The organism is Streptomyces sp. NBC_00582, assembly GCF_036345155.1.
Lineage (GTDB): Bacteria > Actinomycetota > Actinomycetes > Streptomycetales > Streptomycetaceae > Streptomyces.
In genome coordinates, this window is sequence record NZ_CP107772.1 from 6,960,279 (window position 1) to 6,985,923 (window position 25,645).

The 25,645-nt window shown below is 70.4% G+C and carries 30 protein-coding genes; all 30 read right to left on the reverse strand.

The window, feature by feature from the left end; genetic code table 11:
- Window positions 1-2: 2 nt before the first annotated feature.
- On the reverse strand, window positions 3-800 hold the full coding sequence (locus OG852_RS31460) for a CHAP domain-containing protein (RefSeq protein WP_330349695.1): 798 nt from the start codon (window positions 798-800) through the stop codon (window positions 3-5).
- Complete coding sequence (locus tag OG852_RS31465; protein ID WP_330349696.1) at window positions 797-1,066, reverse strand: hypothetical protein; 270 nt, start codon at window positions 1,064-1,066, stop codon at window positions 797-799. Before OG852_RS31465 ends, OG852_RS31460 begins: the two co-directional genes overlap by 4 nt.
- An 85-nt stretch (window positions 1,067-1,151) precedes the next feature.
- On the reverse strand, window positions 1,152-1,949 hold the full coding sequence (locus tag OG852_RS31470; RefSeq protein ID WP_330349697.1) for a hypothetical protein: 798 nt from the start codon (window positions 1,947-1,949) through the stop codon (window positions 1,152-1,154).
- 9 nt (window positions 1,950-1,958) lie between these two features.
- Window positions 1,959-3,476: a glycosyl hydrolase family 28-related protein gene (locus OG852_RS31475; RefSeq protein ID WP_330349698.1), complete on the reverse strand. Its 1,518-nt coding sequence runs from the start codon at window positions 3,474-3,476 to the stop codon at window positions 1,959-1,961.
- Window positions 3,477-3,479: 3 nt separating this feature from the next.
- The gene (locus OG852_RS31480; RefSeq protein WP_330349699.1) at window positions 3,480-4,406 is read right to left on the reverse strand and encodes a hypothetical protein; all 927 of its coding nucleotides are present in this window, start codon (window positions 4,404-4,406) and stop codon (window positions 3,480-3,482) included.
- A 12-nt stretch (window positions 4,407-4,418) separates the two neighbouring features.
- The gene (locus tag OG852_RS31485; RefSeq protein ID WP_330349700.1) at window positions 4,419-5,585 is read right to left on the reverse strand and encodes a siphovirus ReqiPepy6 Gp37-like family protein; all 1,167 of its coding nucleotides are present in this window, start codon (window positions 5,583-5,585) and stop codon (window positions 4,419-4,421) included.
- 9 nt (window positions 5,586-5,594) lie between these two features.
- The gene (locus tag OG852_RS31490; RefSeq protein ID WP_330349701.1) at window positions 5,595-6,563 is read right to left on the reverse strand and encodes a phage tail protein; all 969 of its coding nucleotides are present in this window, start codon (window positions 6,561-6,563) and stop codon (window positions 5,595-5,597) included.
- Window positions 6,564-10,031 (reverse strand): phage tail tape measure protein, encoded by a 3,468-nt coding sequence (locus OG852_RS31495; RefSeq protein WP_330349702.1) that lies wholly within the window; start codon window positions 10,029-10,031, stop codon window positions 6,564-6,566. It abuts the gene before it with no gap.
- A gap of 3 nt (window positions 10,032-10,034) precedes the next feature.
- Window positions 10,035-10,334 (reverse strand): hypothetical protein, encoded by a 300-nt coding sequence (locus OG852_RS31500; protein WP_330349703.1) that lies wholly within the window; start codon window positions 10,332-10,334, stop codon window positions 10,035-10,037.
- A 158-nt stretch (window positions 10,335-10,492) separates the two neighbouring features.
- Complete coding sequence (locus OG852_RS31505) at window positions 10,493-10,825, reverse strand: hypothetical protein (RefSeq protein WP_330349704.1); 333 nt, start codon at window positions 10,823-10,825, stop codon at window positions 10,493-10,495.
- A 102-nt stretch (window positions 10,826-10,927) separates the two neighbouring features.
- Window positions 10,928-11,575 carry a phage tail tube protein gene (locus tag OG852_RS31510; RefSeq protein ID WP_330349705.1) on the reverse strand — a complete coding sequence of 216 codons (648 nt, stop codon included), beginning with the start codon at window positions 11,573-11,575 and terminating at the stop codon, window positions 10,928-10,930.
- Between the two features lie 75 nt (window positions 11,576-11,650).
- Window positions 11,651-12,058, reverse strand: a complete 408-nt coding sequence (locus OG852_RS31515; RefSeq protein ID WP_330349706.1) for a hypothetical protein — start codon at window positions 12,056-12,058, stop codon at window positions 11,651-11,653.
- Window positions 12,058-12,327: a hypothetical protein gene (locus OG852_RS31520; protein WP_330349707.1), complete on the reverse strand. Its 270-nt coding sequence runs from the start codon at window positions 12,325-12,327 to the stop codon at window positions 12,058-12,060. The genes OG852_RS31515 and OG852_RS31520 overlap by 1 nt, the downstream gene beginning before the upstream one ends.
- Before the next feature lie 4 nt (window positions 12,328-12,331).
- Window positions 12,332-12,691: a phage head completion protein gene (locus OG852_RS31525; protein ID WP_330349708.1), complete on the reverse strand. Its 360-nt coding sequence runs from the start codon at window positions 12,689-12,691 to the stop codon at window positions 12,332-12,334.
- A complete protein-coding gene (locus tag OG852_RS31530) occupies window positions 12,688-13,104 on the reverse strand; it encodes a hypothetical protein (protein WP_330349709.1) in 417 nt (138 codons plus the stop codon). The genes OG852_RS31525 and OG852_RS31530 overlap by 4 nt, the downstream gene beginning before the upstream one ends.
- Window positions 13,105-13,108: 4 nt before the next feature.
- Complete coding sequence (locus OG852_RS31535; RefSeq protein ID WP_330349710.1) at window positions 13,109-13,435, reverse strand: hypothetical protein; 327 nt, start codon at window positions 13,433-13,435, stop codon at window positions 13,109-13,111.
- The gene (locus OG852_RS31540; RefSeq protein WP_330349711.1) at window positions 13,432-14,484 is read right to left on the reverse strand and encodes a major capsid protein; all 1,053 of its coding nucleotides are present in this window, start codon (window positions 14,482-14,484) and stop codon (window positions 13,432-13,434) included. Before OG852_RS31540 ends, OG852_RS31535 begins: the two co-directional genes overlap by 4 nt.
- A 15-nt stretch (window positions 14,485-14,499) precedes the next feature.
- Window positions 14,500-14,892, reverse strand: a complete 393-nt coding sequence (locus OG852_RS31545) for a head decoration protein (RefSeq protein ID WP_330349712.1) — start codon at window positions 14,890-14,892, stop codon at window positions 14,500-14,502.
- A gap of 18 nt (window positions 14,893-14,910) precedes the next feature.
- On the reverse strand, window positions 14,911-15,657 hold the full coding sequence (locus OG852_RS31550) for a hypothetical protein (protein WP_330349713.1): 747 nt from the start codon (window positions 15,655-15,657) through the stop codon (window positions 14,911-14,913).
- Between the two features lie 55 nt (window positions 15,658-15,712).
- On the reverse strand, window positions 15,713-16,516 hold the full coding sequence (locus OG852_RS31555) for a hypothetical protein (protein ID WP_330349714.1): 804 nt from the start codon (window positions 16,514-16,516) through the stop codon (window positions 15,713-15,715).
- The gene (locus tag OG852_RS31560; RefSeq protein ID WP_330349715.1) at window positions 16,509-17,945 is read right to left on the reverse strand and encodes a phage portal protein; all 1,437 of its coding nucleotides are present in this window, start codon (window positions 17,943-17,945) and stop codon (window positions 16,509-16,511) included. Before OG852_RS31560 ends, OG852_RS31555 begins: the two co-directional genes overlap by 8 nt.
- Window positions 17,946-17,964: 19 nt before the next feature.
- Window positions 17,965-19,641: a terminase gene (locus OG852_RS31565; protein WP_330349716.1), complete on the reverse strand. Its 1,677-nt coding sequence runs from the start codon at window positions 19,639-19,641 to the stop codon at window positions 17,965-17,967.
- An 8-nt stretch (window positions 19,642-19,649) separates the two neighbouring features.
- A complete protein-coding gene (locus OG852_RS31570) occupies window positions 19,650-20,138 on the reverse strand; it encodes a phage terminase small subunit (RefSeq protein ID WP_330349717.1) in 489 nt (162 codons plus the stop codon).
- Window position 20,139: 1 nt separating this feature from the next.
- Window positions 20,140-20,373: a hypothetical protein gene (locus tag OG852_RS31575; protein WP_330349718.1), complete on the reverse strand. Its 234-nt coding sequence runs from the start codon at window positions 20,371-20,373 to the stop codon at window positions 20,140-20,142.
- 50 nt (window positions 20,374-20,423) lie between these two features.
- A complete protein-coding gene (locus OG852_RS31580; protein WP_330349719.1) occupies window positions 20,424-21,008 on the reverse strand; it encodes a bifunctional DNA primase/polymerase in 585 nt (194 codons plus the stop codon).
- Window positions 21,009-21,737: 729 nt separating this feature from the next.
- On the reverse strand, window positions 21,738-22,040 hold the full coding sequence (locus OG852_RS31585; RefSeq protein WP_330349720.1) for an HNH endonuclease: 303 nt from the start codon (window positions 22,038-22,040) through the stop codon (window positions 21,738-21,740).
- Window positions 22,037-22,294 (reverse strand): hypothetical protein, encoded by a 258-nt coding sequence (locus tag OG852_RS31590; RefSeq protein WP_330349721.1) that lies wholly within the window; start codon window positions 22,292-22,294, stop codon window positions 22,037-22,039. The genes OG852_RS31585 and OG852_RS31590 overlap by 4 nt, the downstream gene beginning before the upstream one ends.
- 503 nt (window positions 22,295-22,797) lie before the next feature.
- Window positions 22,798-23,265, reverse strand: a complete 468-nt coding sequence (locus OG852_RS31595; RefSeq protein WP_330349722.1) for a hypothetical protein — start codon at window positions 23,263-23,265, stop codon at window positions 22,798-22,800.
- Window positions 23,266-23,274: 9 nt separating this feature from the next.
- Window positions 23,275-23,532: a hypothetical protein gene (locus tag OG852_RS31600; protein ID WP_330349723.1), complete on the reverse strand. Its 258-nt coding sequence runs from the start codon at window positions 23,530-23,532 to the stop codon at window positions 23,275-23,277.
- The gene (locus tag OG852_RS31605) at window positions 23,529-25,637 is read right to left on the reverse strand and encodes a hypothetical protein (RefSeq protein ID WP_330349724.1); all 2,109 of its coding nucleotides are present in this window, start codon (window positions 25,635-25,637) and stop codon (window positions 23,529-23,531) included. The genes OG852_RS31600 and OG852_RS31605 overlap by 4 nt, the downstream gene beginning before the upstream one ends.
- Between the last annotated feature and the right edge of the window lie 8 nt (window positions 25,638-25,645).

The window sequence follows — 25,645 nt, forward strand, 5'->3', positions numbered from 1 at the left end:
TGTCAGGCGACGACGTCGAACCCGTGCTTCTTCGCGAGCCTCTTGAGCGACGTCGCGCCGGGGATGCCGTCGGCGTCCTTGCCGGTGTAGCCGTAGCGCTCCTGCAGCAGCGCGTACGCGCTGCGGGTGGCGGTACCGGCGTGCCCGTCGGCGTACTTCTTCGCGAGCAGCTTCTCGGCGACGAGGGCGCCCTCGACGACCTCGACGAGCGGGTACGAGACCGGCGTGCCCTTCTTCGGCGGGTCCACCTTGAATGCCCGCACGAGCTTGGCGAGGGACACCTGCGGGCGCTTCGAGCCCGAGCTGCCGCTCGCAGGCTTCGGCTCGGGCTTGTACTTGGGCCGACCGAACCCGGCGATGTCCGAGACGACCCTCACGCGCCGCGCGCACACGTTCGCCGTGTTGCCCTCGATCGTGAACACGTACTTGTAGTCGCTGCTCACCCCGGTCACGATGCCAACGTGATCGATCTTGCCGATCTCGCTCGACCCGTTCCAGTCGAAGAACACCACGTCGCCGCGGCGTATCCCGCTGTTCTTGATGCCGTTGGTCATCGCGGTCCACTCGCCGGCCGCCTTGAAGCGGGCCGCGTGCGCCACGGTGTACGCGTAGTCGGTGCCGTGGCACACCGCGTCGTACTCGCCGGCGTCGACCGCAGCTCGCGTGATCGTCGCGTCGCACCACGCGAAGTTTCCGGAGTAGTCGGCGCCGTTGCGCTGCCGGTACCAGGTCTGAATCTCGTTCGGCTCGCCGGTGCCAATCCAGCGCTCCATCTGCGCGACCATGCCGTCGACGCTCATGCGGACTCGCCCCCCTCGACGGTGTCTGCGGCCGGGGCGTCGCCCTCGACGGCCGGTTCGTCGGTGGTCGCCTCGGCGGGCTCGTCGTCCTGGTCGGCGACCTTGGGCCCGGTGTAGAAGCCGGCCATGTCCGCCGGGCCGTGCACTGCGGCGAGCAGCTCGGCCTCGTCGGGGACGGTCGGCCCGTTGCCGGTTCGGGTCAGGTGCTGCGCTTGCTCGTGCTGGTCGCCGAGCCGCTCGGGGATCGGCCGTTCTGTGTCACCCATGGGTGAGCCCCTTCGTTCGGGCATGAGAAACGCCCCGGCCGGGTCGGCTCGGGGCGTGGGAAGTGCGGCGGTCGCGCCGCCGGTATCAGTGGCTGTGGGGCACCTGCAGCGCCCGCCACACGGTCTCGTTTGGGTATCCGGCGTACGCGCCGCCCGGCGATCCTTGCGTCGCGTGCCACGAGCCCCATGCGGTGAGATCGGCCGAGCCGATGTCGTTGGTCGGCGTGTAGGAGCCTGCGCCGACGGCGACGAGGCGCTTCGCTGCGGCGAGGACAAGGGGAGAGGTGCGGCCGACCCGGAACCAGTCCTGTCCGGGGTACGGGGCGTACGCCGCGGCGGTGCCAGACGAGGTCTTGATCAGGGTGTTGTCGTCCACCCATCCGGGGTCGGCCGTGACCATCGGCGACGCGTACTTGGGGTATCCGTAGCCGTACACGTTGGCGTCGGACCGGTTGCGCTCGCGCAGGTACACGCCGTCGCCCTCGGACGATCCGGTGTTGTTGCTGTTGAATTCGATCGTGTAGATCTTCGCGGCGTCGTACTTCCAGACGAGGCCGGTGTGATCTTGACCCGAGGTGCCCAGCATCACCTGACTGCCAACCGCCGGGAACCAACTCCAGCGCCCCCACGACTGATAGGTCGTGACGGCGACGTCGCACGCCGGGGTCTGCGGCATGATCGTGATGTCACCGGCCCGGTACGCGAGCCACAGCAGACCGATCACGCACCATGACTGCCCCTGATAGGACGCCATGCCGGGTGTCTCGGCCGCGTACTTGTTGATGTTCGTCCATGTGCCAGAGACGTTGTCCTCTTGGTACTTGATCGCGGCCTCTTGCGTGCCGAGATCGATCAAGGTCTGCGGCGCGATCGCGGCGACCATGAAACCTCCCTAGGACGGGTCGAGGATGCGCCAACCCACCGTTGACGTGTCGCTCGCGCTCGTCGACTTGATCACGAAACTCGTGCCCGCCGTGCGGGCGTTGACGTAGGGCGAGCCGACGGTGCCGCCGGGCGTTTGGATCGTGAGCTGCACGACGCTGCTCGCGGCGATCGCCGTCGTGTTCACGGTGACCGTGCCGGCCGCCATGACGGCGGTTCCCATGCGCGCGGCGGTGCCGCCGCTCGGGACGACCGTCTTGCCCGCGACGACGAGCGCCCCGTCGCCCGCGTCGAGGCGGTTGACCGTGCCCGACAGAGCGTTCGCCCTCACGGCGGTGAGCCCGAGGACGGTCACGATGGTGCCCGTGTCGGTGCGCAGGCACGCGGTCGCCGCAGCCACGGGCAGCACCTCGGCGACGCCGACCAGGACGACACCCGTCGCCGCGTTGGTGACCCACACCGACGTTCCGTCGGACGCTTCCGAGACGAACCCGTTGACGGTCGTTCCCTTGCCGCCGTACACGATCAGGCTGGTTGTGCACTGCTCGGCGCCGCAGCTCGTGAGGGTGACGGACGTGCAGGTGTCCAGCCGGTACCCCGAGGGTGATCCCTGCGCCGCGCAGCCGGTCAGGTTCGTGTACGACATGCCGTCGAGCCAGAACCCGGCTGTCACGTTGCCCTCGGCCGAGCAGCCGATCAGCGTCGTCGACGCGCCGCCGAGGACGGTGTCTTGCGGTGCCCGCAGGTGAAACCCGATGCCGCCGCAGGTGCGCACGCGCACGCGCTGCAGCACGCTGCCGGCCAGCTCGTGACAGAACACGCCGTCGCCGCCGAAGCTTTGAATCAGCAGATCGCGCAGGGTGATGTTCGCGGTCGACGGCGCCGAGAACCGCGTGAACCGGACGCCGCTGCCGAACCCTCGGCCCGGCCCCGACAACTGCAGTCCCTGCAGGGTCACGCCGCTGATGTCGGTACCGGTGATGCAGTCGTTGTTCTGGTTCGTCGACTGCAGGATCGACGCACGGTCGCCGGCCCCGAGCGCGTTGACGCCGCTCGCCCACGTGATCGCGGAACTCAGCAGATAGCGGCCCCGCGGGACGTACACCGTGCCGCCGCCGGCCGCGCTCGCGGCGTTGACCGCGAGCTGCACCGCGGCCGTGTCGTCGGCGATTCCGTCGCCCTTGGCCCCGTAGTCGAGGACGTTGAACCAGTCCCGCACCGACGAGTCACTCTCGACGCTGCCCTCGACGACGCTGTGCGCCTCCATCCATGCACGCGATGCGCCGCCGGCGTCGGCCCACATGCCGGTGACGCCGTCCGGTCCGAAGAAGATCGGCAGCGCCCCGTACTGGTCGGCGCTCACCTGCGTCACCGGCTGTGCGCCGGCGTCCTGTAGGTCGGTGTACTGCGCGCCGCCGGACGCCGCAGACCAGAATGTGACGACGGCGTACGGGGAGACTCCCCACACGCCGTCGTTCGGCTGCACGACAAAATCGCCGATGCCTGCGCCGTACGTATAACGGGCCACGCGTCACCACCTGATGTAGGTCATGGTCAGGAACAAACCGTTGTTCACCGGCACCGTTTCCGAGACCGCCCGCACCCAGATGCCGCCGTCGGTCCGCACCTCGACGCGCGCGGCGTGCCCGCCCGAGAACTGCGCGCCGAAAAAGTGGTTGAGGGTGAGCGGCCGCAGGGCGGTCGGGACCGTGGCGACGAGGGATCCGTCGGCGTCGGTGACACTCAGCGCGCTGCCGACACGCTTCTTCGCGATGCGCAGCGTCACCACACCCGACAGCATGCGTCCGACGCTTGAGCCGTTCGCCTGCCAGGTGTCGTACCCCGCACCGAGTGCGACGTCGCCGGAATCCTGGTAGACGATCGCCCACTCGCTACCCGTCCACACGCGCAAGATCTTGGTGTCGGTCTCGAACGCGTGCTCGCCCGGCAGAGGTGCGAGCGGCAGTGTTGTCGACGTGCACGGCCGGGTGCGCGTGCCGACGTACTGCTCGCCGCGTGTCACGGTCACTGTGGTTGCCCCGTTGGTCACGGTGACGGTGGCGAGAGGGATCTCGTACAGGCCCGTGTCGCCCGTGTCCTGTGTGAGGGGGATAGCCCAGGGGACGCCGGCCACGCCCGGTTTGACGACGGCGCGCACAGTCCAGTCGGACCGGTCCAGCCGCAGCACCACGCGATCGATTCGTTTCTGCCCGCTGCTGTTGGCCGCGACCGGCAGGTTCACGGCTGCCGTGCCGGACGACCACGCGTGCCCGCGCACCGAGGCGTAGACGCCCGGCCGGACGTCCACCGACAGACCGATTCCCGCGGCCACGGCAGCCGCGTCACTGGGGACGCCGTACACGCCGTCGTCGGAGAACCGGGCGGCGATCTTTTCGTACTCGGTGTCAGTGACGGCGCGGGCGTTGTGAGCCGGGCTCGGCCACGAGTCCTGTGCCACGCGGGCACCTCCTTATCGGGTTTCGAGCCGGCCGAGTCGACGGCCGAGCGAGCGCAGCGCCTTGACGGTCGCGGGGTCGGTGGTCGCTTCCGGCGAGCCGATCAGCGTTGTGACGAACTCGCCGCTACTGGGGGTCGCCTGCAGGTGGATCGAGCGCACGAGATCGGCGATCTCGACGCCGTACGGAAGCGCGACCGTGACCCGGTCGCCGAGGTCGAAATCACGGCCGGCGCGCAGGTCGTCCGTGTCGACAGTGACCGTGGCGAGTTCGACCGGGGCGGCGCCGCCGGCGATCTCCTGGTTACCGGCCTGCGTCAGTTCGCCGTTCGCGTCGGTGTCGGCCGAGCCGTCGACGTACTTCTCGACTCGCCACCAGGTGGCGGCCGCCGCGGTGTCGGCGGTCTGCACGTACGTGCGGCCCGCCGTGCCGGTCTCCGGTTCGGTACCGGCGATCAGCGCGTGCGTGACGACCGGTGCGGACTGCTTCGCCTGCACCGAGCGCAGGTTGCCCAGACCGATGCTGAACCGCGCGGTCGCGGTGAGATCGGCGGGCGCGTAGCAGCCGAACAGAATCTGCGTCGCCGTCATCCGGGTGCGGAACCCGATCGCCCCGCCGTCGATCGCCACCCGCCGCGCGGTGTCGAGTAGCGCCTCGAACCGCGTCTTGACGGTCGTCGAGGTGCCGACGCCCGCGACGCTGTCGAGCGCGAAGTTCGGGATGCGCCGCTCGGCGCGAGCGGCCGGCCCGCAGTTCTCATTGATCAGGGTCCGAATGATCGTCTCGGCGTTCGTGCCGGTGATCTGCCGGTACGTGTTGGCGAGTTGAGCCGTCCACGCGTTCGCCGGGGTCGGCCATGTGATGTACCCGGCGACGACGGCGAGGTCGTCGGAGAAACTGACGGTCACCTTGCCCCATCCCGGCTGCTCGGTGACCGACCACGAGAAATCGCTCGGGATCTCCAGCGGGCCGGCCATCCATACCGCGTTGTCGCGGATGACCGTGACCCGGTTGCCGGGCTGCAGTTGCGCCATGACGTCCGGCCGCGCCGGTACGTCGAACGAGCCCGAGCCCGGCTCGTTGAACTTCTTCGTGCAGTCGAGGTTCGTCCATCCGTCGATCGGGTCGCCCTGCACGACGAGGTTCCGGTCGGTGATCAAGAGCTGCACGGCCACCGGCATGCCCCCCTTTCAGGCTGTCTCATAACGGGGGTTGAACACGAGGTCGACCGCGCTGCCGGGCCCGGACCCGTTCAGTTGAAACGTGACCGGGTTGTCGCCGGGGGCGAGTCCCCACAGAACGGCGCCGGGCCAGTCCAGCGCCCCGACCCAGTTCGAGCCGTCCTGATAGCGCACGGTCGGCGGGTCGGTGGAGATCGTGACCTGTTGCCCGGCGAGCAGGTTGCCGTGTCCGACCTCGTTCGGATCGACCGCGAACGACTCGCCGGTGCCCTCGTGCGTGAACGTGATCAGGGACGCGGGTCCGGTGACGGTCCACGTAGGCCAGACGACGACGTCGCCGGGGTTGCCGACCGTCGTCTCGCCGAGCACCTGCGACGACGAGATCGTCGGGTACGGGGTGAAGAACGGCGTCAAGCTGCCGGTCTGCCGGTGCATGCCGATCGCGACGGGGTCGACCCAGTACGGGTCTTCGCACCACAGCGTGATCACGGCGGCGTCCGAGACGATCCCGTACCCCTTCGAGCCGCGCCCCTCGAACCCCTCTTGGTAGTGCACGGCGATCCGCCGCCGTGTGCCGTCCGGTCGGGCGATCTCCAGCCAACCGGGCCCCTCGCGCAGGGTGCGCGTGAACGCGGTTGCCAGAGCTCGCCACCGGCCGATGAACTCGACGTGCGTCTCGCCGTAGACGTACAGCGGCCACACGATCGCCCGCGGCAGCGGGTGTGCGTGGCGCAGCCGTGCGCCGCCGCGCGGGTGCGCGTCGCTCGTCAGCTCGTAGAGAGTCGCGCCGAGCCCGGACACGCCGTCGGCGAGTGTGAACCAACCGGCGGCCTCGTTGTTGAGCGGCCATACCGTTCCGCTCGGGTCGGTGTAGGTGGCGCTCGCATACCCGATCTCGGGAAGCGGGACCGGCGTACTGCCGCCCCCGCCCCCGCCCGTGTCGGGCGGGGTGATGACCGGTGCGGTAATCAGGGGCATCTAGCGTGGCCTCCCCACCCGAGCGAGGGCGTCCTGTCGCCGCTGCAGCAGCTCCAGGTCGTGAACCGTCATGTCGAGCGTGCGCGGATAGAAGTTGTACGTGTGGCCGGACTCGACCGCCGTCTGCCCGCCGCCGGACGGCAGCGCCGCCCGCACCGCCGCGGCGGCCGGTACCGGCTGCGGCAGGCTCCGGGCCATGCTCCGCACCATGGCGGCGCCGACTGCGGAGACCGACGAGTCGTGGTCGAGGACGGTCTGCCCGCCGCCGAACTGCAGCAGCTCGGGCCCGTTCTCGCCGACCCACGCGACCTCGCCCGGCCGTGGCCGGCCGCCGTTGGCGTACCCGCCTGCGCGGTTGTACGCCGAGGCGAGCGAGCCGTACCTCGACAGCGCGTACCGCATCGAGGCGTACACGTTGGCGAGCGGATCCCACACGCCGCGACCGCGCAGCTTGCCCGCGTACGCGTTGAACGTCGGGTCGATGACCTGCATCAGGCCCTTCGACGGCGTGCCGTTGCGGGCGTTGATGTCCCAATTGTTGATCGCGCGGGGGTTCCCGCCCGACTCCTGGTTCATCCTGCGCAGCGTGGTCGACAGCAGACTCGCCGGCTGCCCGACCATCTTGAGTGCCTGCAGGACGACGCTCGACCAGCGCTTGACGCCCGAGCCGCCGATGTCTCCCGACGAGCCACCGAACGCGCTCGTCGCGGCGCCGACGACCTTGTCTTTCAGGGCACCGAGCATCTTGATCGGCACCTTGCCGATCATCTGTGCGAACTTGTTCTGCCCGACCTGTGCGATCTTGTCGCGGACGAACTTGGTCGCCTTGTCCCACAGCCGGCCGGGGTCGGACAGGAAGTCGACGCCGTCCATCACGGCGCCGCCGATCTTCTTTGCCTTACCGCCGACCCACGACAGGGCGTCTCCGACGATGCCGCCGTCGGCGAACCGCTGCACCGGCAGTTCGCCCGTGCGGTTGATGTACTCCAGCGCCCCGAACCCGACCGAACGGGCAGAGTCGCGCTTGACGACGAACTCGTCGGCCATCATCAGCGCCGGAATCGAGTCCTTGCCCGGCGTGCCGCCCCGAGTGCGCCCGCCCCCGGCGAACTTGGCCGCGGGTAGCTTGTCGAGCCCGACGAACCCGGCCACGCCGTCCCAGACCTTTTTGATCCCATTCGTGTAGACCGTGTTCACGATGAACGCGACGGGCTTCCGGGTGGCGTCGCGCACCTTGTCGAACGCTTTGCCGATCGCTTTCTGTGCCGTGTCGAACGCACCCGCGAACAGCCCGACCGCACTCTTTCCGGCGTCGAACGCAGGCTTGAGCCCGTGCGTCCACAGCCACGACGCAGCCGATCCGATCCCGTCGAACGCAGGCTTGATCGCCGTCCGGTACAGCCACGTTCCCGCGTTGCCGACTGCCGTGATCCCGGTCTTGACGAGCCCGAAGTACAGCTTTACTCCGGTCCACCACCACGAGGCGAGCGTGACGATCCCGCGAAACGCGGGCTCGATCGCCGTGCGGTACAGCCACGTTGCGGCCGAGCCGACGGCAGAGATCACGCCCTTGACGAGCCCGAAGTACAGCTTTACGCCCGTCCACCACCACGAGGCGAGCGTCACGATCCCGCGGAATGCCGGGCCGATTGCGTTCTGCCACAGCCATCCGGCGACCGCGCCGAGTGCCTTGAGATACAGGATGATCGGCGTGATCACGACGACCGCGAGGACCGTGAACAGCACCTTGCCGGCCGTGGCGATCGCCGAGAACACCGGCGACAGCACGGTCGACCACAGCCACGAGGCGGCCGCGCCGATCGCCTTGAGCCCGATCATCAGGTACCCGAAACCAGGCTTGAGCGCCGAGTTCCACAGCACATCCCAACCGGCCTTGATGCCGGCCCACGTCGCCTGTACCGCCTCGCGGAACCAGCCGACTTTTTGATACGCGACGACAGCGGCGGCGACAAGCGCCAGGATCCCGACGACGATCAAGCCAACCGGGTTGGCGGACATGACCGCATTGAGGATGCCCTGCGCGACGGCCCACCCACGGGTGACAGCGGTCGCCGCGAGGATTACGCCGCGGTAGATGCTGAACGCGGCCGTCATGCCCCACGTGGCGATCGTGGACGCGCCGGCCACGATCGCGACGCCGCCGATCGCGACGCCGAGCGGGATGAGCCACGCGCCGTATTCCTTGACCCACTGCACGCCGCCCGCGAACGCGTCCGCCGTGCTCTTGGCGGCGGGTACGAGGACATTGACCAGGGCGCCGCCGACCTTTTGCGCCGGCGGCAGCACGTACGCGTTCAGGAACTGCCCGAACGACTTGAGCGCGGGCAGCGCGTACTTGTCCGCAAAGTTGGCGAGCCCCTGCAGCGCCTGCCGCTTGAATACCTCGAGGTCGTTGGTTGCCGCGCCGTGCAGTGTCTTGCCCATGCGGCCGGCGGCGCCGCCCACCTTGCCGAGCCCGGCGGCCGCCGTCGACGGGTCCATCGCGAGCAGGCTTGCCCCGAGATCCTCGGCCTGCGTACCGAACAGACTGACCGCGATCTGCGACTGCTTGATCGGGTCCTTGATCCCGCGCAGCCGGTCGAGGGTGAGGTCGAGGACGCCGTTCGCTGCCTTGCCACCGCGGGCGAACTTGCTCGCCATGTCGTCGGCGTTGAGCCCGAGCGCCTTCCATCCGTCGGCGGTCGTCTTGCTGCCGTCGACCGCCCGGATCGAGAATTCCTTGATCGCGTCGGCGGCGACGTCGCCGTCGCGGGCACCCGCCTTGAGCGCCTGATTGATCAGCCCGATCCCGGTCGCGCCGTCGATGCCGGCCTTACGCCACTGCGTCGAATACTCGTTCACCGTGTCGATCAGGTCGCCGGCCTTGTCGGCGCCCGACTGGAATCCGGCAGTGAGCAGGTCGAACGCTTCCTTGCCGTTCTTGACGAGGCCGGTCCGGATGAGCTGCCCGGCAGCCTTGGCGGACTCGCCGACGTCGGCGCCGAAAGCCTCGGACAGGTTGAGCGCGTCTTTCGACAGCCCGACGATCTCGCGCCGCGACCCGGAGATCGCGGCGACGCCGTTCTGCTGCAGCGCCTTGAGCGAGTCATTGACCTGGTCGATCGACTCGCCGTACCCCTTCGAGTACACCGTTCCGGCGATCTTCCCGGCGCGGGCCGACTCTTTCTCGGTGAGCCCGAGCTGCGCGCCCAACCGGGCGTTGCTCTTGTCCTGCTCGACCGCCTCGGCGAACCCGACGGCGAACAGCGCCCCGGCGCCCGCAGCGACGCCGGCGACGCCCTTCTTCATCACGCCGCCGATGCCGCCGAGGAACCCCTGCCCGGCGTCCTGCCCGGCCGAGGTGCCGACGCGCGCCGACTCGCCGCTGATCTGCTGATTGAGCAGCCGGCCGAACCCGCGTGCCTCGGGCACGACGGACACGTACCCGACGCCGACCTCGACCGGCATACGTCATTCCCCCTTGGTCTGCGCGAGGATGTGCTCGTACGCCGCTTTCGCGCGCGCCTTGTCCTGGTCGGCTTTCGCCTCGTCGGGCACCGGGTCGCCCGGCCGCCACGAGGGTTGAGGCCACGGCAGCGCGCCGCCGCCCTTTTTCGGGTCCCGGTTGGCGTTGACGAACGCCGTCAGCAACAGGTGCAGCAGGTCGCGGCTGTCGGCGACCCCGTAGTCGATCTGCCGCCACGCGTGCCCGTTGTTCGCGCGGGCGGTCGCCCCGTCGGGCGGCAGGTTCTCGACCAGGACGCGCAGCATGCGCAGCGTGATCTCGCCTCGCCAGTAGGCGGCGAGCGGCCCGCCGCGCCCGTAGCCGGGATAGTGGTGCGCTAGGTCCGCCTCGACGGCCTCGGGGTGCTCGCCGAGGACGTCGAGAACGGTGTACGAGTAGGTCTCGACGACGTCGTCGCCGTCGCCTACCCCTTCGTAGGGCGCACCTTCTGCACCTTGTCCTGCGCCTCGTTGCGGATGCCGACGTACAGGAGCATCACGCTGTTGACCTCGCCGCCGGCCGCGATGAACTCGTCGTACTGGTCGCCGAGCAGGATCCGCGCGCCGGCCTCGTCGCCCTGCGCGTCGTTGAGGTCGCGCTGCATGGCGTCGGGCGTGAAGATCGGGTGCGGGAAGCTGAACACCTGCGGGGCGTCCTCGGGTCCGACCTCGAACTCGACGCGCTCGCCGCCGACCGCGTCGACGTAGGAACGCTTGACGGTCTCCAGCCGGTACCGCTTGCCGTTGGGCTTGCTCATGATCGTGTCTCTCTCTCGGGTGAGCTGCGGGTGAGCGTGTGAGGGCGAGGGGCGGTCGGGGCTCACCCAGAACCGCCGCCCCCCGCCCGTTCAGGGGTGCCGTTATCCGGCGAGGGAGCGCCATCCCGGACCGTCGACCCAGTTGCGGCACGAGGTGCCGACGAGGCTGTCGCGGTAGGCGTTGAAGGTGACCGGGCGCTGCGTCTCGGTCGAGCGCGCCCACTGCTCGTCGTCCTTGCTCGTGAGCCGTGCGCGCGGGAAGAACTTGACGACGTAGATCTCTCCGCCGTCGTCGCCGTAGTCGAGCCCGATGAACAGCAGCCGGCGGAACGGGTTCGCCGGGCTCGCTGCCCGGTCCCACTGCCACGCCGTACCCATCGCGGGCAGTGCGCCCGTACCCGACAGCGGCAGCCCCTCGAACAGGGCGACGGTCGCCGCATTCGTCTCCTGCGGCGCGAACTGCGCCGACAGCACGTCCGATTCGACGTCCGAGCGGGTCGGCTCGACCGACTGCGACGAGGTCACATCGGCCATCGACAGATCGGACGTGAAAGTGAGCCCGTCGTCGGTGGTGTAGCCGACCGGCACGTACCCGGCCGGGATCGTCGCGAGCGTGCCGTCGGCCGAGGTGAACGGGGCGCTGATCGCCGCGGTCCCGTAGTCGGCGGCGAACACGGCCTGTACGAGCTGCTTGCGGATGTACTCGGTGTGCAGCCCGCTTTCGAGCGACACCGGGGGCGGTGTGGACATGTGATTCCCTCCATGGGAAACCCCCGGCCGGCGAGCGGTCCGAGGGTGCGGTGTCTGGGGGCGGGTGAGCCCGAATCAGGGGGCGGCGAGCGCTCGGCCGCGCAGGGACACCTCGACGGCGAACGAGGCCCGTTGCTGCCCGCTCACCGGGTCGGGTGCCGAGTCCGGCCCGCCGACCTCGACGACGTCGTACGCCACGACGCCGCGCCAACCGGGGATGGCGAACACGAGCGCCCGCACGACCTTGACCAGGTCGGCGACGGTGCCCTCGTCCGGTCCCCAGCACGCGACGTCGAGCCGAGGGCGGTCCGTGACGCGGTCGAGCCGGCTGCCGCCGACCCGCTCGATCCGTACGAACCGCGCCGGCCGCGAGCTCGGCACGCGGGTGACGACCGGTACGTCGTCGCCCCGCTCGGCGAGTGCGGCCCGCAGGTACCGGCGCACGATGTCGACGCCGTCGGGGAACTCGACCGGCGCCGCCATCAGTCGACCGCCCGCGCGGCGTCGAGGGCGCGCAGCAGCGCCCGCCGCGACACCTCCGGGTCGTTGGTCGAGTAGTCGCCGATCACAGCGCCACGGGCCCGGCGGTCGCCGGTCTCGACGTCGACCCGGAACTGCCCGCCGGCCTCGCTCGCGGCGGCCGCCGCCGCGGCGACCGCCCTCGTCTTCCGCTCGATCAGCGCGTGCGTCTGTGGGGTGCGCAGAAACGAGGCGATGTTCCGCCGGTTGGGTACGAACCTCGAACGGGCCACGGTGTCACCCCTCGACCGTCTTGAGCCGTATCTCGTAGTGGTGGAACTCGGCCGGTGTGTAGGCCGGTCCGGGCGGGCCGATCACCTCGAACTGCAGCTCGCCCCAACGCACGCGCGCCGAGCCGTGCACGGTGAGCGGGTCGCCGGCGGTGTCGACCGGGTTGCAGAGCATGAGCCACTCGCCGATCTGCGCCGACCGCTGGTCGGTGTCCTCGGCGCTCGTGTTCTGCTGCAGCCACGCGGCGACCTCGGCGTGCGTCGTCGCGCCCGGCGACCAGTCGTCGACCTGGTTGTCGTACCGATCGGTCGTGGTGCCGGGATGCTCGACGTCGACGAGGTGCGGCAGCACGTCCTCGGGGATCACAGCAACCGCCGCCCGTAGCACGCCGGGTCGGGACGCCAACCCGGCAGCCCGTCGTCGACGAGGCCGATCGAGTACGCCGCGTCGGCGTCCGGGTCGGTCTCGTCGTCGGGCTGCAGTTGAGCGATCTCGTCGGGCGTGAGGTACAGCCCGCCGTCTTCCCCGAGTGACTCGCTGTACTGGCCGATCGTGCGCTGCCGATACCCGCCGGGGTTGGCCATGACCCGCCGGACGACCGCGACGCAGATCGCGCGCAGCGTCGCCTCGTCGGGCGTGTGTCCGGTCGGGATGTGCCGCCGCATGATCGCCGTGGCGTCGTCGAGGTACGCCGCGACCTGCGCCCGTTTCGGGCTGCCCTCGGCGAGGGTGACGGCGGCGCGCGCGGTGTAGTCGTCGACTGTTGCGAACGCCGCCACGGCCCTACTCCTTCGGCTGCTCGGGCTCGACGACGCCGGCCGCCTCGGCGGCCGCGATGATGTCCTCGCGGCTCGCGTCGGCGGCGACCTCGACGTCGTGCTGCTCGGCGAACGCCCGCCACGCCTCGACGCCCGAGCCGCGGCCCGAGCGAGGCGGCGCCTCGCCCTTCCCGCTGTCGCCCTCGCCCGTGGGCGTGGGCGTCTCGGCCGAGGAATCGGCGTCGGTCCACGCGTGGTCGCCGATCCTCTTCGCGACGGCCGCGGGCACCTCGCTGTCGGGCCCGTACGCCGTGCCGTCGACGTGCACGTACGCGATCAGTCGCCGGCTCATGCGATCACCTGCGCCTTGAAGGTCAGGTTCGGCTCGCGCAGGATCGGCAGACCGACCGCCGCCGCGTGCGTCCACAGCCGGATCGGATCCTTCGACTTGTACGTCGCCGCGACGACGCCGGGCTGCTCGCTCGCGACGAGGCTGTACTCGGCTTCGAGCGCCTCGGCGGTCGTGCCGAGCAGCGTCGCGCCGAGTTCGGTCGGCTGCGCCGCAGTCGTCGCGCCCGCCTCGGGCAGCAGCGCGATCGCGTTCGCCGGGGTGATCCGGGTCGAGACGCCGTCGACCTTGACGCGCGCGTCGTACACCTCGATCGGCGGCAGGTTGAGCGAGCGCAGCACGCTGTTCACCTGGTCGCTGTTCAGCATCGGTGCCGTACCGGCCGGGGCGAGCGGGAACACCTGCCGGATCACCTGGTTGCACATCGCGAGGTGCTCGACGACGGCGTTCGGCGCGAGGATCACGGCCGGCGACTCGCCGTTCGTGTCCTCATAGGTGTTGACCCACGACCGCAGGTCGGTGAGCGGCGTCGCGTTCGCGTGGTCCGACCACAGCGTCGCGGCGACGACCGAGTGCGAGGCGGACCGGCCGAAATCGACGGTCTGCTGCAGCTCGGTGACCGGCGCCTGCGCGTTGACGAGCGCCTGCCCGCGCACGACCTCGAACCGTGCCCCGATGTTGCGGGCGAGGCGCTGCGCGTCGCGGGCGATCAGCCGCAGCACGCGGTCGTCGTTCGTGTCCAGCTTCCGCAGCCGCAGCCGGTCGTACTCGTTGAGGGGGATCTTTTCGGAGATCGGGGGCAGCTCGCCCATGACCTTGCCGATCCCCTCGCGCCGGCCGATCTTCGACTCGGCGTCCCACGCTCGGAACGACGCGGTCTCGGCGAGACCGCCGCCACCCTTGGTGAACTCGTACGCGATGTCGTCGACCTCGACGTTCGGCAGCCACCGCGACAGCGTGAAGCGGTTCACCTGCAGATCGGCGAGTGCCTGACGAATCAGGCCGGTGAGTTCGGTCGGTTCGATGAACTCAGTGTCGAGAGTCCAGCTCATCTAGATCATCCCCTCTCAGACGAACCGGATCGTTCCGGCGACGTCCGCCTTACCGGCGGCGTCGACAGCGACGGGCAGGCGCGACGCGCGCACCTTGCCGTGCGTGAGCATCGCGGCCGACGGGTCGACAGTGTTGACGGTGGGCGCCTTGACGGCGGCGTACAGGAACCCGACGAGGGTCGCCCGGCCGTCGCTCGCGGCGTTGTCGTACGGCCCGTACTTGCCGGGCGTGGCGGTGATCTCCCCGAGCGGGATGCCCGACTTGAAATAACCGTCGGGGTAGTGGGTCGCCGGGGTGAATGTCGAGGTGTCGAGCGAGATCGTCTCGGTCGCGTCCGTGCCGTGCGCGGACCCGAGCCACGACTGATCATCCGACCCGAACATCTCAGTCGTCTGACCGAGAATCATGGTCTTTCCTCCGTGTTGTCAGCTCTTGTCGGTGCCCTTGCCGAGCAGCTCGCGGTACAGGTCGCGGCCGGCGTCGACGCCGCCGCTCTTACCGCCCTTGCGGTTGCTGCCTCGCCGGGCCCCCTGGTCGAATCCGCCGCCGCGGCGACGACGGCGCGTGTCGCGCTCGTCCTCGCGGTCGTCGTCCTCGTCGTTGTTCTTGTCCTTGCCGGACTTCTTCGGGGCGAGCCGGTCGACGAGCTCGGCGATCCCGTCCTCGTCGACCTCGCCCTCGTCGTCGACGTACCGGCGCAGGTTGACGTCCTCGGCAACGTCCTTGGCGTTGTCGAGCCGCCCCTTTGCGGCCGCCAGGAACGCCGAGCGGGCGACCCGCTCGCCGGACTTGACGCGCTCCTGCGCCACGGCGGCCGCGACCGCCTCGTCGACTTTCTTGTCGGCGTCGCTCATGCCCTCGCGCTTGACCCGCGCGAGTTCCTTCGCGGCGGCCGCGTTCGCCTTCGCGCGCGCCTCCCACTTCTTCGAGAGCGCCTTGTGCTTCGCGGCCTCGGCCTTGTGGTCGGTCTTGTCGTCGCCCTCGCCGCCGTCGCCGTCGCCGTCGTCGTCGTCCGTGTCGGACTCGTCGCCGTCGTCCTGGTCGCCGTCGTCGCCCTCGTCTCCGTCGCCGCCGTCGGCGTAGAACGGCGAGAACGGCGTGATCGGGTAGGGGTGCGACCAACCGGCTTCCGACTCGATGCCGGGCAGGGTGGGCAGAGTGCGCGTGCGCATGGTGGTGTCTCCCGTGTCGGGTTGGGGTGAACCTGCAGCGCCGTGTCGGCGCCGGTCACTGGCCGGCGATGTCGTCCGGGCCGGTGAAGTTCTGTCGGCGGACCGCGAGCAGCGGCCCGTACTCGCCGTGCTGCCGCGTGATGATGACGTCGCGGTAGTCGGGGGCTCGGCCGCCCGCATCGGACTGGCCGATGCCTTTCGCGACGGCGTCGTGCGCCTCGCGCAGCAGTGCCTCGTCGATGACGTGTCCCGGATCGCGGTCGCCGGGGATCGGGACCGGCTTGCAGTGGCAGCCGGGATGAATGGGCATGAGGTTCTCGACGCGGTACCGCTGCGTACTCGCGATCACGCACAGGGCGCACGACTTGCTGCTGCGCAGGTCCCGCCGGAAGAACTTCGCGCCGCCGCGCCGCATGGACTGCTGCGCCGCGTGCGTGCGTGCGAGCTGCAGGTCGGTTTCGGTGATGCTGAGCAGCCGCGTACGGCCCTCGGCGACCGCCTGCGCGTACGCCTTGCCCTTGCTGAGGGCGGTACGCGTAGTCACGAACGGGCGCTCGTACACCTCGGCGGGGTCGACCCCGCGCAGCGCTTCGGGCAGCCGCACACCCGCCGGTGCCGACGCGGTGCCGAGCATGTCGGCGAGCATTGCGGACAGATACGCGTCGGTGATCTGTCCCATCTGCGCCTGTGCCGCGAGGACCGTCGGCAGCACCCGGTCGAGGAACTCGGCGGCGTCGGCGTCTCGCTGCCCGCCGAGACTGTCGAACGCGGCGAGCACAAACGAGATCACGCGGTCGCGCAGCGACGTCGACAGGGCGTCGTACCGCTCGCCGAGCGCCGTCTGCAGCGCCTCACCCACCGGTCGCCCCCTCGCCGTCCGGCAGGTTGCCCGCCGTCGGCGCCGGGTTCGCGGGCAGCAGCGAGGCCGCGAGCAGCTTCTGCGCCGCCGCGCCGCCGGCGATCCGGCGCACGCGCTGCGGCGTCTCGCCGAGATCCTCGGCGATCACGTCGAGCGGGTACCCGATGCTCGCGAGCTTGGTCGCGGCGTCCGCCTGCACCGCCGGTGACAGGTACTGCGGGTTCGCCCATCGCACCGTTGCCTCGGTGTAGTCGTCGAACACGCCGGCCTGCGCCGCGGCGAGACTCATCACGTCTTCGAGCCCCTCGCCGAACGAGGCGATGTGCTCGCGCACCTTCGCGACGTGCATCACGTCCAGCGCCGCGACGGTGTCGGCTCCGATGTTGATGAGGTCGCCCGCGTAGTAGTACGCGGGTGTCTGCGACAAGATCAGCATGTCGCGCACGTCGGACACGTGCTCTTTCAGGAACCCTGTCAGGTCGGTCGCGTCGAGCTGCCCGAACTGCGCGTTCTCGCCCTCGGACACCCACACCGTGTTCGGGCCCGGCGTGAACGGCTGCTCGACGACAGTGAGCCCTGTCTCGGGATCCTTGCGCCGGGCGAACTTGTGGCCTCGCACCCACTTCTGCCGGAACCCGCTGTACCGGCTCGCCGCCATGCGGTTGAGGACGCCCATATTGACCCGGTCCTGAATGTCCACCGCGACGGCGAACTCGGGCTCGGGTTCCTCGCCGAGATCGGGCATGCGGGCGAACTCGATCAGGGGCATGCGGCCGAGGTCGTGCGGCTCGCCCTCGTCGCTGCTGCCGAGGTACACCCACGAGTCCGGCCCCCACGGCAGCCGGCTGCCGCTGCAGCGCTCGGCCGAGCGGTACGGGAACGAGCGGTCGTCGTACAACACCCGCGCGTACGCGTAGCCGTCGACGTCGTTGTGCCACGCCTTCAACCCGACGACCGGCTCGCCGGTCTCCGGGTCGTACTCGACGATGCACTCGCTCGGGTGCTCGGGCGTGATGAGCGGGCTCGGCCGGCCGTTGTCCTCGGTCATGGTCGGGTGCGGGCCGACGAGCATGTACCCGACCGACTGCGCCATGCCGCAGCGCCACACGAGTTTCTGCCGCGAGTCCAGCCGGTTCGCCTGCCACCAGCGCGACGCCCGGTCGTCCGGCGCCCCGTCCGGGCCGGTCACGCCGAGCGCGAGCAGCCGGTGAACGGTGGCGTTCGCGATCAGGCCACAGAAGTTGGTGCGCGCCTTGCGCTGAAAGTCGATGAACGCCGCCTCGGCGTTGCGCGGCAGCTCGGGCAGGGGCGGCCTGCCCCGGTAATACAGCCACCACCCGTCGAGCACACCCTGCCGCTTGCGCAGCCGACGCCCGAGGCGCAACAGCATGTAATCCGGGTTGTCGAGCTCCGGAGTCTCGTCGAGCACAGCGCCCCCTCTCGGGCTGTCAGAACGTCCCGCCGAACATCTCTTCTTCTTCGACCGCGACGCCCTTAGCGATCGCGTCGAGCCGGCACTGCCAGGCGAGCACGGCGGCGATCGCCGCGTCGATCTTCGCCGGGCTGTCCGGGTGTGCCTTGGCGATCTGCAGGCCCGAACGGCTCTCACGACGACGGGCGTTGCACAGGTGCCGCACGAGCGGCGACGAGCCGTCGTGCGTCAACTCGCCCTCGGTCAAGGCGGTGTGGAACTTCTGCAGCGCCCGCACGATCAGCAGACTGCGGCCGCCGGTCATCCACCACTCGACCGGATGGTTCCGGGTCGACTGCACTTTCAGGCGCGGCCCGTACGCCGCTTCCCAGTCGGCAACGTGCGATTCCCACTTGGCAGGGTCGGCGTAGAACCCGACGACGTCGTACGTCGCGAACGCCTCGTGCACCGTGGCGAGCACCTCGACGACCGGCACCTGCCACTCGACCGGCTTGCCGTCCGGACCGACCGGCATCCGCTCGGGCTGCTCCCACACACCGATCGTGAACAGGTGCCCGTCGGACAGCCGGCAGCCGATCAGCGCGGTCGCGTCGGTCACGCCGCGCGCCCGTTTCCGGCTGCCGTCGAACCCGAGCACGATCCGGTCGCCGGGCTCGACGACCCGGCCGAGGTCGGACGACGCCCGCACCTCGGGCTCGGTGAGCCACGCATCCGCGGCGTGAGTGATCTGGTTGAGCAGGTCGGCGCGCAGATCCTGCGGCTCGTTCGACGTGTCGTAGAACTCGCTCGTGAGCCGCTCGATCGGCGACCAGCCGGGCGCGCACGGCGGATCGTGCAGCACGCACCCGCCGGGGTGATCGCTGCTGTCGCCGTACGCGTACCGCAGGCCGGCGACGAGCGACTGCTCGTCGGTCATGTCGGTCTCGGGCGGCGCCTCCCGGTGGTCGACCAGGATTCCGCGCGCACGCGACCGGCCGTCGATGATCGCCTGATAGTCGGCCGCCGACTTCTCTGCGACCGATCCGACGCCGGGTGTGAATGCGTTCGGAGTCTCGATCAGGCTTCCGCCCAGCTTGGCCGCGTTGAACCGCATCACCTTCGCGAGTCGCACGCCGCCGTTCGTCGCGGTCCATTCCTCCGTCTGGTCGAGGCTCGCGAAGCAGGCGGGGTCGCCCTTGCTCGACGTCGCCGACGAGGTCATCGGCGACACCTCGCCGCGTGGCAGATAGATCACGGTGTCGAGGCATTCGAGCCCGTAGTCGGTCGACAGCGATCGGCCGCGTGCCATCTCAAGCAGCGGGATCCACGTGTTGTCGGTCTGCTGCTCGGTCACCGCGGCGATGCGCACGAGCGGCGTACGGATCGAGTGCCACGGCCGGCCGATCGGCTCGCCGTACGAGTCGAACCCGTCGGCGACGACGTCGGCGCACGCCTCGGCGAGCGCGATCGCACCGACGAACGGCGACTTGCCCCACCCGCGCGGCCGCGACAGCAGCGCCCGGTGAATGACCCGCTTACCGGTGACCGGGTGCACCTCGTAATAGCGCAGGAGGAACTCGGCCTGCTCGGCGGTCGGAATGAACGGCTCGCCGTCGTCCCGGCCGGGCTGCGCGAGGTTCTGCATCATCCAGTCGAGGACGTAATACCCGAGCGTCGGGCGCTCGCCCTCGTACTCGGGGCCACGCCACGGCATGACGCCCCCTACGTGCTCTTGCCCTGGTCGGACTTCCCGCCGGGCATCATCCGCAGGTTCCCGTACCGCTCACGCGCCGACGGCCCGCCCGAGCTGCCGCGCCCCTGGTCGGCGCCGTCCGCCTCGGCGAACACCATGCGCAGCCGGGCCCGGTCCGCCGGCGTGGCACCGAACGCTGCGACGCGCAGCCGCAGTTCGCCGGCCGCCGACAGATCGCCGCGCCACAGTCGGGCGTGAATCAGCGCGGTGTCGAGCAGGTACTGCCAGTCGGACGCCCCGAAGTGATCGGCCTGCGGCGAGTCGATCCACATGCGCCACCACTCGCGGGTGCGCTCGGGCCACACGAACTCGACGAGGTCGCCGTCGCGCTCGATCCGGAAGTCGGGCAGCTCGGGCGCCTCGGCACGCTCCCACCTGAGCACGGTCTGCGGGATCGCGTCCTTGTTGCGCCGCGCCTTACGCCCGTCCGGCTTCGGCGCCGGTCCCATGCCGCCCATGTCAGGCACGCCCCTTACTGATGAGTGACCGGAGCCCGCCCGAGGTGACCGAGTGCCCGATGGATCCGTCGTCGTCGCGGATCGCCCACGGCTCGACGATGACGTCGTGCCACCGTCCGCCGCGCCTCACTGCGACCACGATCGAGTTCTCGGCGGTCCGCAGGTCGACGCCCTGCAGTCGGACCGGACGCCGAAACCACTTGAGAGCAAGGGCCCGTAGCGGGTTGCCTGCCATCGCTGTACCTCCCCGTGTCGGGTGCGCCGCAGCACACCCGTGTCGGGGCGCTACAGCAGCGAGTCGATTACGTGCTGCAGGTCGCCGAGGCGCTGCGGCGTGTCGCCGAACGTCGTCCCCGTGACCGCGATGTACCGGCCGGTGCCGTACAGCTCGACCGAGCCGCCGCCGACCGTGATGCGCCTGCCGTGCGGCAGCTCGCCGTACCCCCAGACGTGCAGTCCGTCGCCGCCCTGCGACACCTCGACCCACGTGTCGCCGACAGCGTCGAGGACGTTGCGCGCCCAACCCGCGACCGCGCCCTCGTCGTCGAGGCAGTGATCGAGGTCGAGGCAGACGACGCCGTCGCCGTCGAGGACGAACCCGAGCCCGGTGCCCGCAGCCGAGCGGGCGGCGTCGCGGTGCCGCGACCAGGTCGACGGGTCGGTGCTGCTCGCGGCCGCGCCATCGACGGTGAGCGGCACCTTGCGCGAGGTACGCCGGATCCATCGCGGACGGCTCGTCAGCTCGGCAGGGACCGTGCGGGCCGCACGGTGAGCAGCGGCTCGGCACGCCGGCCTGCAGTACCGCGCGTGCGACCGGGCCGTGAGCGGCATCGGCCCCTCGCAGTGCTCGCAGTCGCGCCTCGTCGTCATGGGTCCATAGTATCCCGGCGTACGCTTTTAGCGCTCTGACCTGCGAGTATCAGGTTCGTATCGGAAGTGCGGCAGGCTGAGAGGCGATCTGCGGCCCCTCAACCGCGCGCCATCGAATCAGCCTGCCGCACCTCTGCTCGCCCGCCAGCGAGCCGCCCGCGCCCCGCAGCGCGGCCGTTTTCCCCAGACCCGTACAGAACGACAGCCGCAGCACCTCCCGAGCGCCAAAGGGGGGCGGGGAGGGGAGTCACCCCCCAGGGTCGGGGGCGTCGTTCTCCCTCGTCGACCCCGGTCGGCTCGGGTCCGTCGGCTGTGCTGCTCGTGTCTGTCGAGTCCGTAAGCCTGTGACCTGCACAAACGCAGCGGCATGCATAAACGTGCAGGTCAGAGCGTTGCGACGTCGCGTGCGAGGCTGCAGTTTCGCCTCGGTGGTCAATCTGTGGTGCTCGCACGGCTGTTGCGAGCCCCTGACCTGCGGTTATGTGCAGTCCGCTGCAAACGTGCAGGTCAGAGGGGTGCGGGTTCATGCGGTGCGTGCGTGCTGCTCGCTGCGCCGTCGACGTGGTTGCGGCTGCGTCTGCCGACTGTACAAACGTGCAGGTCAGAGCGTTGCGATCGTGGTGCAGCGGGCTCGATTTGGTAGGCGCTCGGGTAGTTGTGCGCCCGGTCCTCAAATCGCGCACTGCGTACGGGAGTTACGAGGCGTTGACCTGCGGCTTTGTCGAGCCGTCAGATCAGGCCGGGGTGTCGCTCGGCGGGGCGCTGCCGGCGTACGGCCCACCGGGCGGCGTTGCCCTGCGCGCTGCTCTTGATCCCGTGGCAGTCGGCGCACAGCGCCTGCAGCATCTCGGGTCGGTGGTCGTGGCGGTCGCCGATGTGGTCGACCTGGTTGGCCGGCCGTCCGCACACGACGCCGTCGATCCGGTTGCGGCACCGGTGCTCGTCGCGCTGCAGGACGAACGGCCGGATACGTGTGTACCAGTCGGCCGGCAGCTCGTGCCGCCGGTTGCTGCCTGCCCAACCGCCGCTCATGCGTCGTCGTCCTCGTCGTACTGGTCGCGGCCGTCGTCGTACGGCTCGGCTCGTTCGGCGCTGCTGTCGAGTACGACGTCGGGCGTGAACCCGAACGTCGTGCCTCGCTGTGCCGGTCGGTGGTCGCGCAGGGCGTCGAGGATGCGCAGTGCGGTGTTCTCGACGTCGTCGAGGCGGCGTCGGCCCTTGCCCTTGCCTCCGTCGTCGACGGTGATCTCGACCTCGTTCGTTCCGTCGGTTAGGCGTACGCGCATGGGGCGGTGTCCTTCCGACGAGGTGTTCGCGCGCGGGGCGGGCAGCAAACCCGCCAGAGTTCGTATCGTCTTCCGCCCCGCGCGGAGTTCGGGGGAATGCGAAACGCCCCGCAGTAGGCGGGGCGTCGCGTGGATTCTGTGTCCGGGCATGGCGGACTTGGGACCAAGGATGCGACACGTGATCGTCGAGCGTCAAGTCGCGGGGGGGATGTTGAGAGTGAGATCGGCTCACTCGTGCGCCCCCTACTACCGGTAGTGGATCTCTCTACGCCCGCCCCCATATATAGGAGGGGAGGGGAACGCGCGCGCGCGAGTCCCTCGGGAGTCCCCTGGGGACAGAATGCTGTGACCTGCGGAGACGTGATTTTTTCGTCGAATGATGCTGCGTACATTCGTCATCGAATCGCGTGCGAATCGTCGACGAATCGCACGCGATCGTGTCTCGGGACAGCGAAACGCCCCGCCCGGCGAGGTGCCGGTGCGGGGCGTGACAGGGCGGGCGGTTACCTGCGCGGGCCGCTCCTCGACCACCAGCCGGCGAACGCCCCATGGTTGTGCGTGACGTACGTCGGCCCCTCGCGCCTGCCGCGCCGGCCGGTCGGCAGCGCCCACACGAGCCCGCACACCGCGGCGGCCGCGAGGAACTGCACGAGGCTGTCGACGAGGATCTGCAGCGCCTGCATGCCGAAGTACGAGCCGACGCCGAGCCCGACGGCGTACACGCCCTTTGCGGCGGTGCGCTGCGCCTGTGGGTCGAGTCCGGGTGTTGCCACGGGTGCAACGGTCACGGCCGGCTCGTACTCCGGGCCGTACTGCGGGTGCAGCATGCCGTCGATCCGCACGTACCCGATCACCCGCATGCCGGGCGGCGGGCCGGGCGCGAGCTGCTGCTCGGCGGCCGGGACGACAGCGGTCGGAGTCACGGCCCGGTCGAGGCGCACCGGGCGGGCGTCGGTTCGTTCGGTGTGCATGGCGGGTTCCTAGCTCGCGGCGGGGCGGGGGCGTTCGATGTGGCGGCCGAGGTCGTGCAGCAGCAGCCCGAGCCGGTCGACGCCGAGGCCGGCGAGCATGACGACGACCAGGTGCAGCAGCGGCATGTCGAGGTGCGGGCCGTCGGCGGTGTCGATGCTGAGCAGCACGGCGGCGAGCGGTCCGAGCGGGGCGGCGGCGCGTACGGCGTCGCCGGTGCCGCGTACAGCTCGGGCGGTGCGGCGGCGGGCGGGCGAGGTGCGGGTCATGGCGCGTCGTCTCCGTTCGTCGGGCGCACGGCGTACCGGCCGTACTTCGGCTTGTGCACGCGCGGGTCGGACCCGAGCCACCGGCCGATCGTGGCGGCGTGCGGCACCTCGACGTCGGGGTGCAGTCGGCGGATCGCGTCGCGGATCGCCTCGGGCCCGATGCCGGCCGGGCCCGACTTGAGCACGATCTCGAACACGATCGGGCGGCGCGGGTCGCCGTCGTCCTGGTCGTCATCGAGGGCGGCGGGCGGCGTGTACGTGAGCCCACTCGCCGCGAAGATGCCGCGTACCTCGGCGTCGAGGTCGGGGTCGCGCTCGGTCGCCTCGTCGATCTCCCCGCGGATCCGGCGCATCGTGGCGTCGGCGTCGGCGATCGCGTCCTCGCCGGGCGGCGCGGCGGCCGGTGCGCTCGGATCGGGGTCGTCCCAACCGGCTGTGGGGTCCGTCCATCCCTCGCGCACCGGCTGCTCGGTCGCCGGGCGGTCGGCGACGAGGGTTGCGGCGGGCTGCACGCTGCCGTCGAACAGATGGTCGGTGTTCTCCCACCGGCGCTCGTACGCCTCGCCGGCGGCGCGGCGGGACAGGTCGTCGAGTTCGGGCCGGTACTCGGCGGTCGCGACGACGATCTTCGCGATCTCGCTCGGCGTCATCCGGTACACGACCAGGGCGCGGGCGGGGTCGTCGAGAACCTTGATCGCGCCCGTACCGGCGACGGGCATGTCTTCCGGCGAGATCTTGTCGCCCCACCCCATCAGATAGGCGATCTCTCGCTCGTCCGACTTCATGGCGATTTTCAGGCCGGACTGTACGACGAGCTGCGGTTCTTCGAGCACATCCTGCGTCGCCCGCAGCGCCGAGGCGATCACGTTGCACGCCACGGCGCGCGCGAGTTCGACGACCTGCAGCAGCACGTCGCCGGCCTTGCGCAGGATCGGGTGTTTGCGTGCCTTGGCCGAGTACAGCTCGGCGACCTCGTCGGCGTTCGCCACGATGCCGGGCACGGCGGGCGACACGGGGATCTTGTCGTCGTCGTGCTCGATCTGCAGGTCGGCGTATCCCGGCTTGCGCGCCCTCGCGATGCGCAGCAGCGCCTCGGCCATGGCGAGCACCTTTTCGGGGGTGTCGGCGACCCAGTCGATCGGCGGCCGGCCGGGGCGACCGGCTTTCGCCCACGCGCGCAGCCACGGGAGCGCGAGCGAGCCGCCGTTGAGGTCGATCACCCACACGAGCACGTCGATCATGCGCAGTTGCCCGGCGATAGCGACGTTCATGAGATTGGACTTTCCAGAGCCCTTCCGCCCGGTGAACACGGCCGTCAACTGTCGGATGCACGGCGCGGCCTCGCTGCCGTCCTTGTGGCGGCCGAGCTGCAGCCCGTCGTTCAGCGAGCGGGGCGAGTAGTCGTCGGGGTACATGGTCGGGCCGGCCGCGACCTGGTTCTCGGTCTCGATGTTCGCGAGGAACGATCCGCGGTCGGCCCCTTCGGTGATCTCGACCGAGCAGCCGTTCGGCAGTCGGGCGTCGCCGGCGAGCCCGTCTTGATGCCGTTGGATGTCACGCCACGTGTAGCCGCCCTCGGGCAGCCGTCCCTCGAGGGTCATGCCGCCGCTCGGCCACATCTCGACGCCGACGACGAGCACGCCCTCGATGCCGCTCACGCGGGAGAAGCGGGCCGACCACTGCTCGGCGAGTTCCCGGTACGCGCGCATGATCCCGCTGCGCGCGGCCGCCGTGTCCTCGGATGCGGCCGCCGCCTCGGCCCGCCGCCGCGCGGCCCGGTTGTCCGCCATGGCGGCACCGAGCCCGACCGCGCCCGCCGCGAGCGCGGCGACGCAGTTGACGGTCCACGGGCCGGCGTTCATCGCCCACGAGCACCATGCGCCCGCGCCGACCCATGCCGCGGCATGGAGTACGAGGCTGCCGCGCCCGGCGCCGGACTGCCGGCCCGCGATGTGCGAGCCGACGAGCCCGGCGCCCGCGACGCCGATGCCCCACCAGGGGGACGCCCCGGCCGCGTTCGCCGCGTACGAGGCGGCGAGCGCGGATCCGGCGGCGCTGAGTGGGGCAGTGAGCGGGCCGTGACCCGACTCCCAATCGATCTGCACTGTCCGCC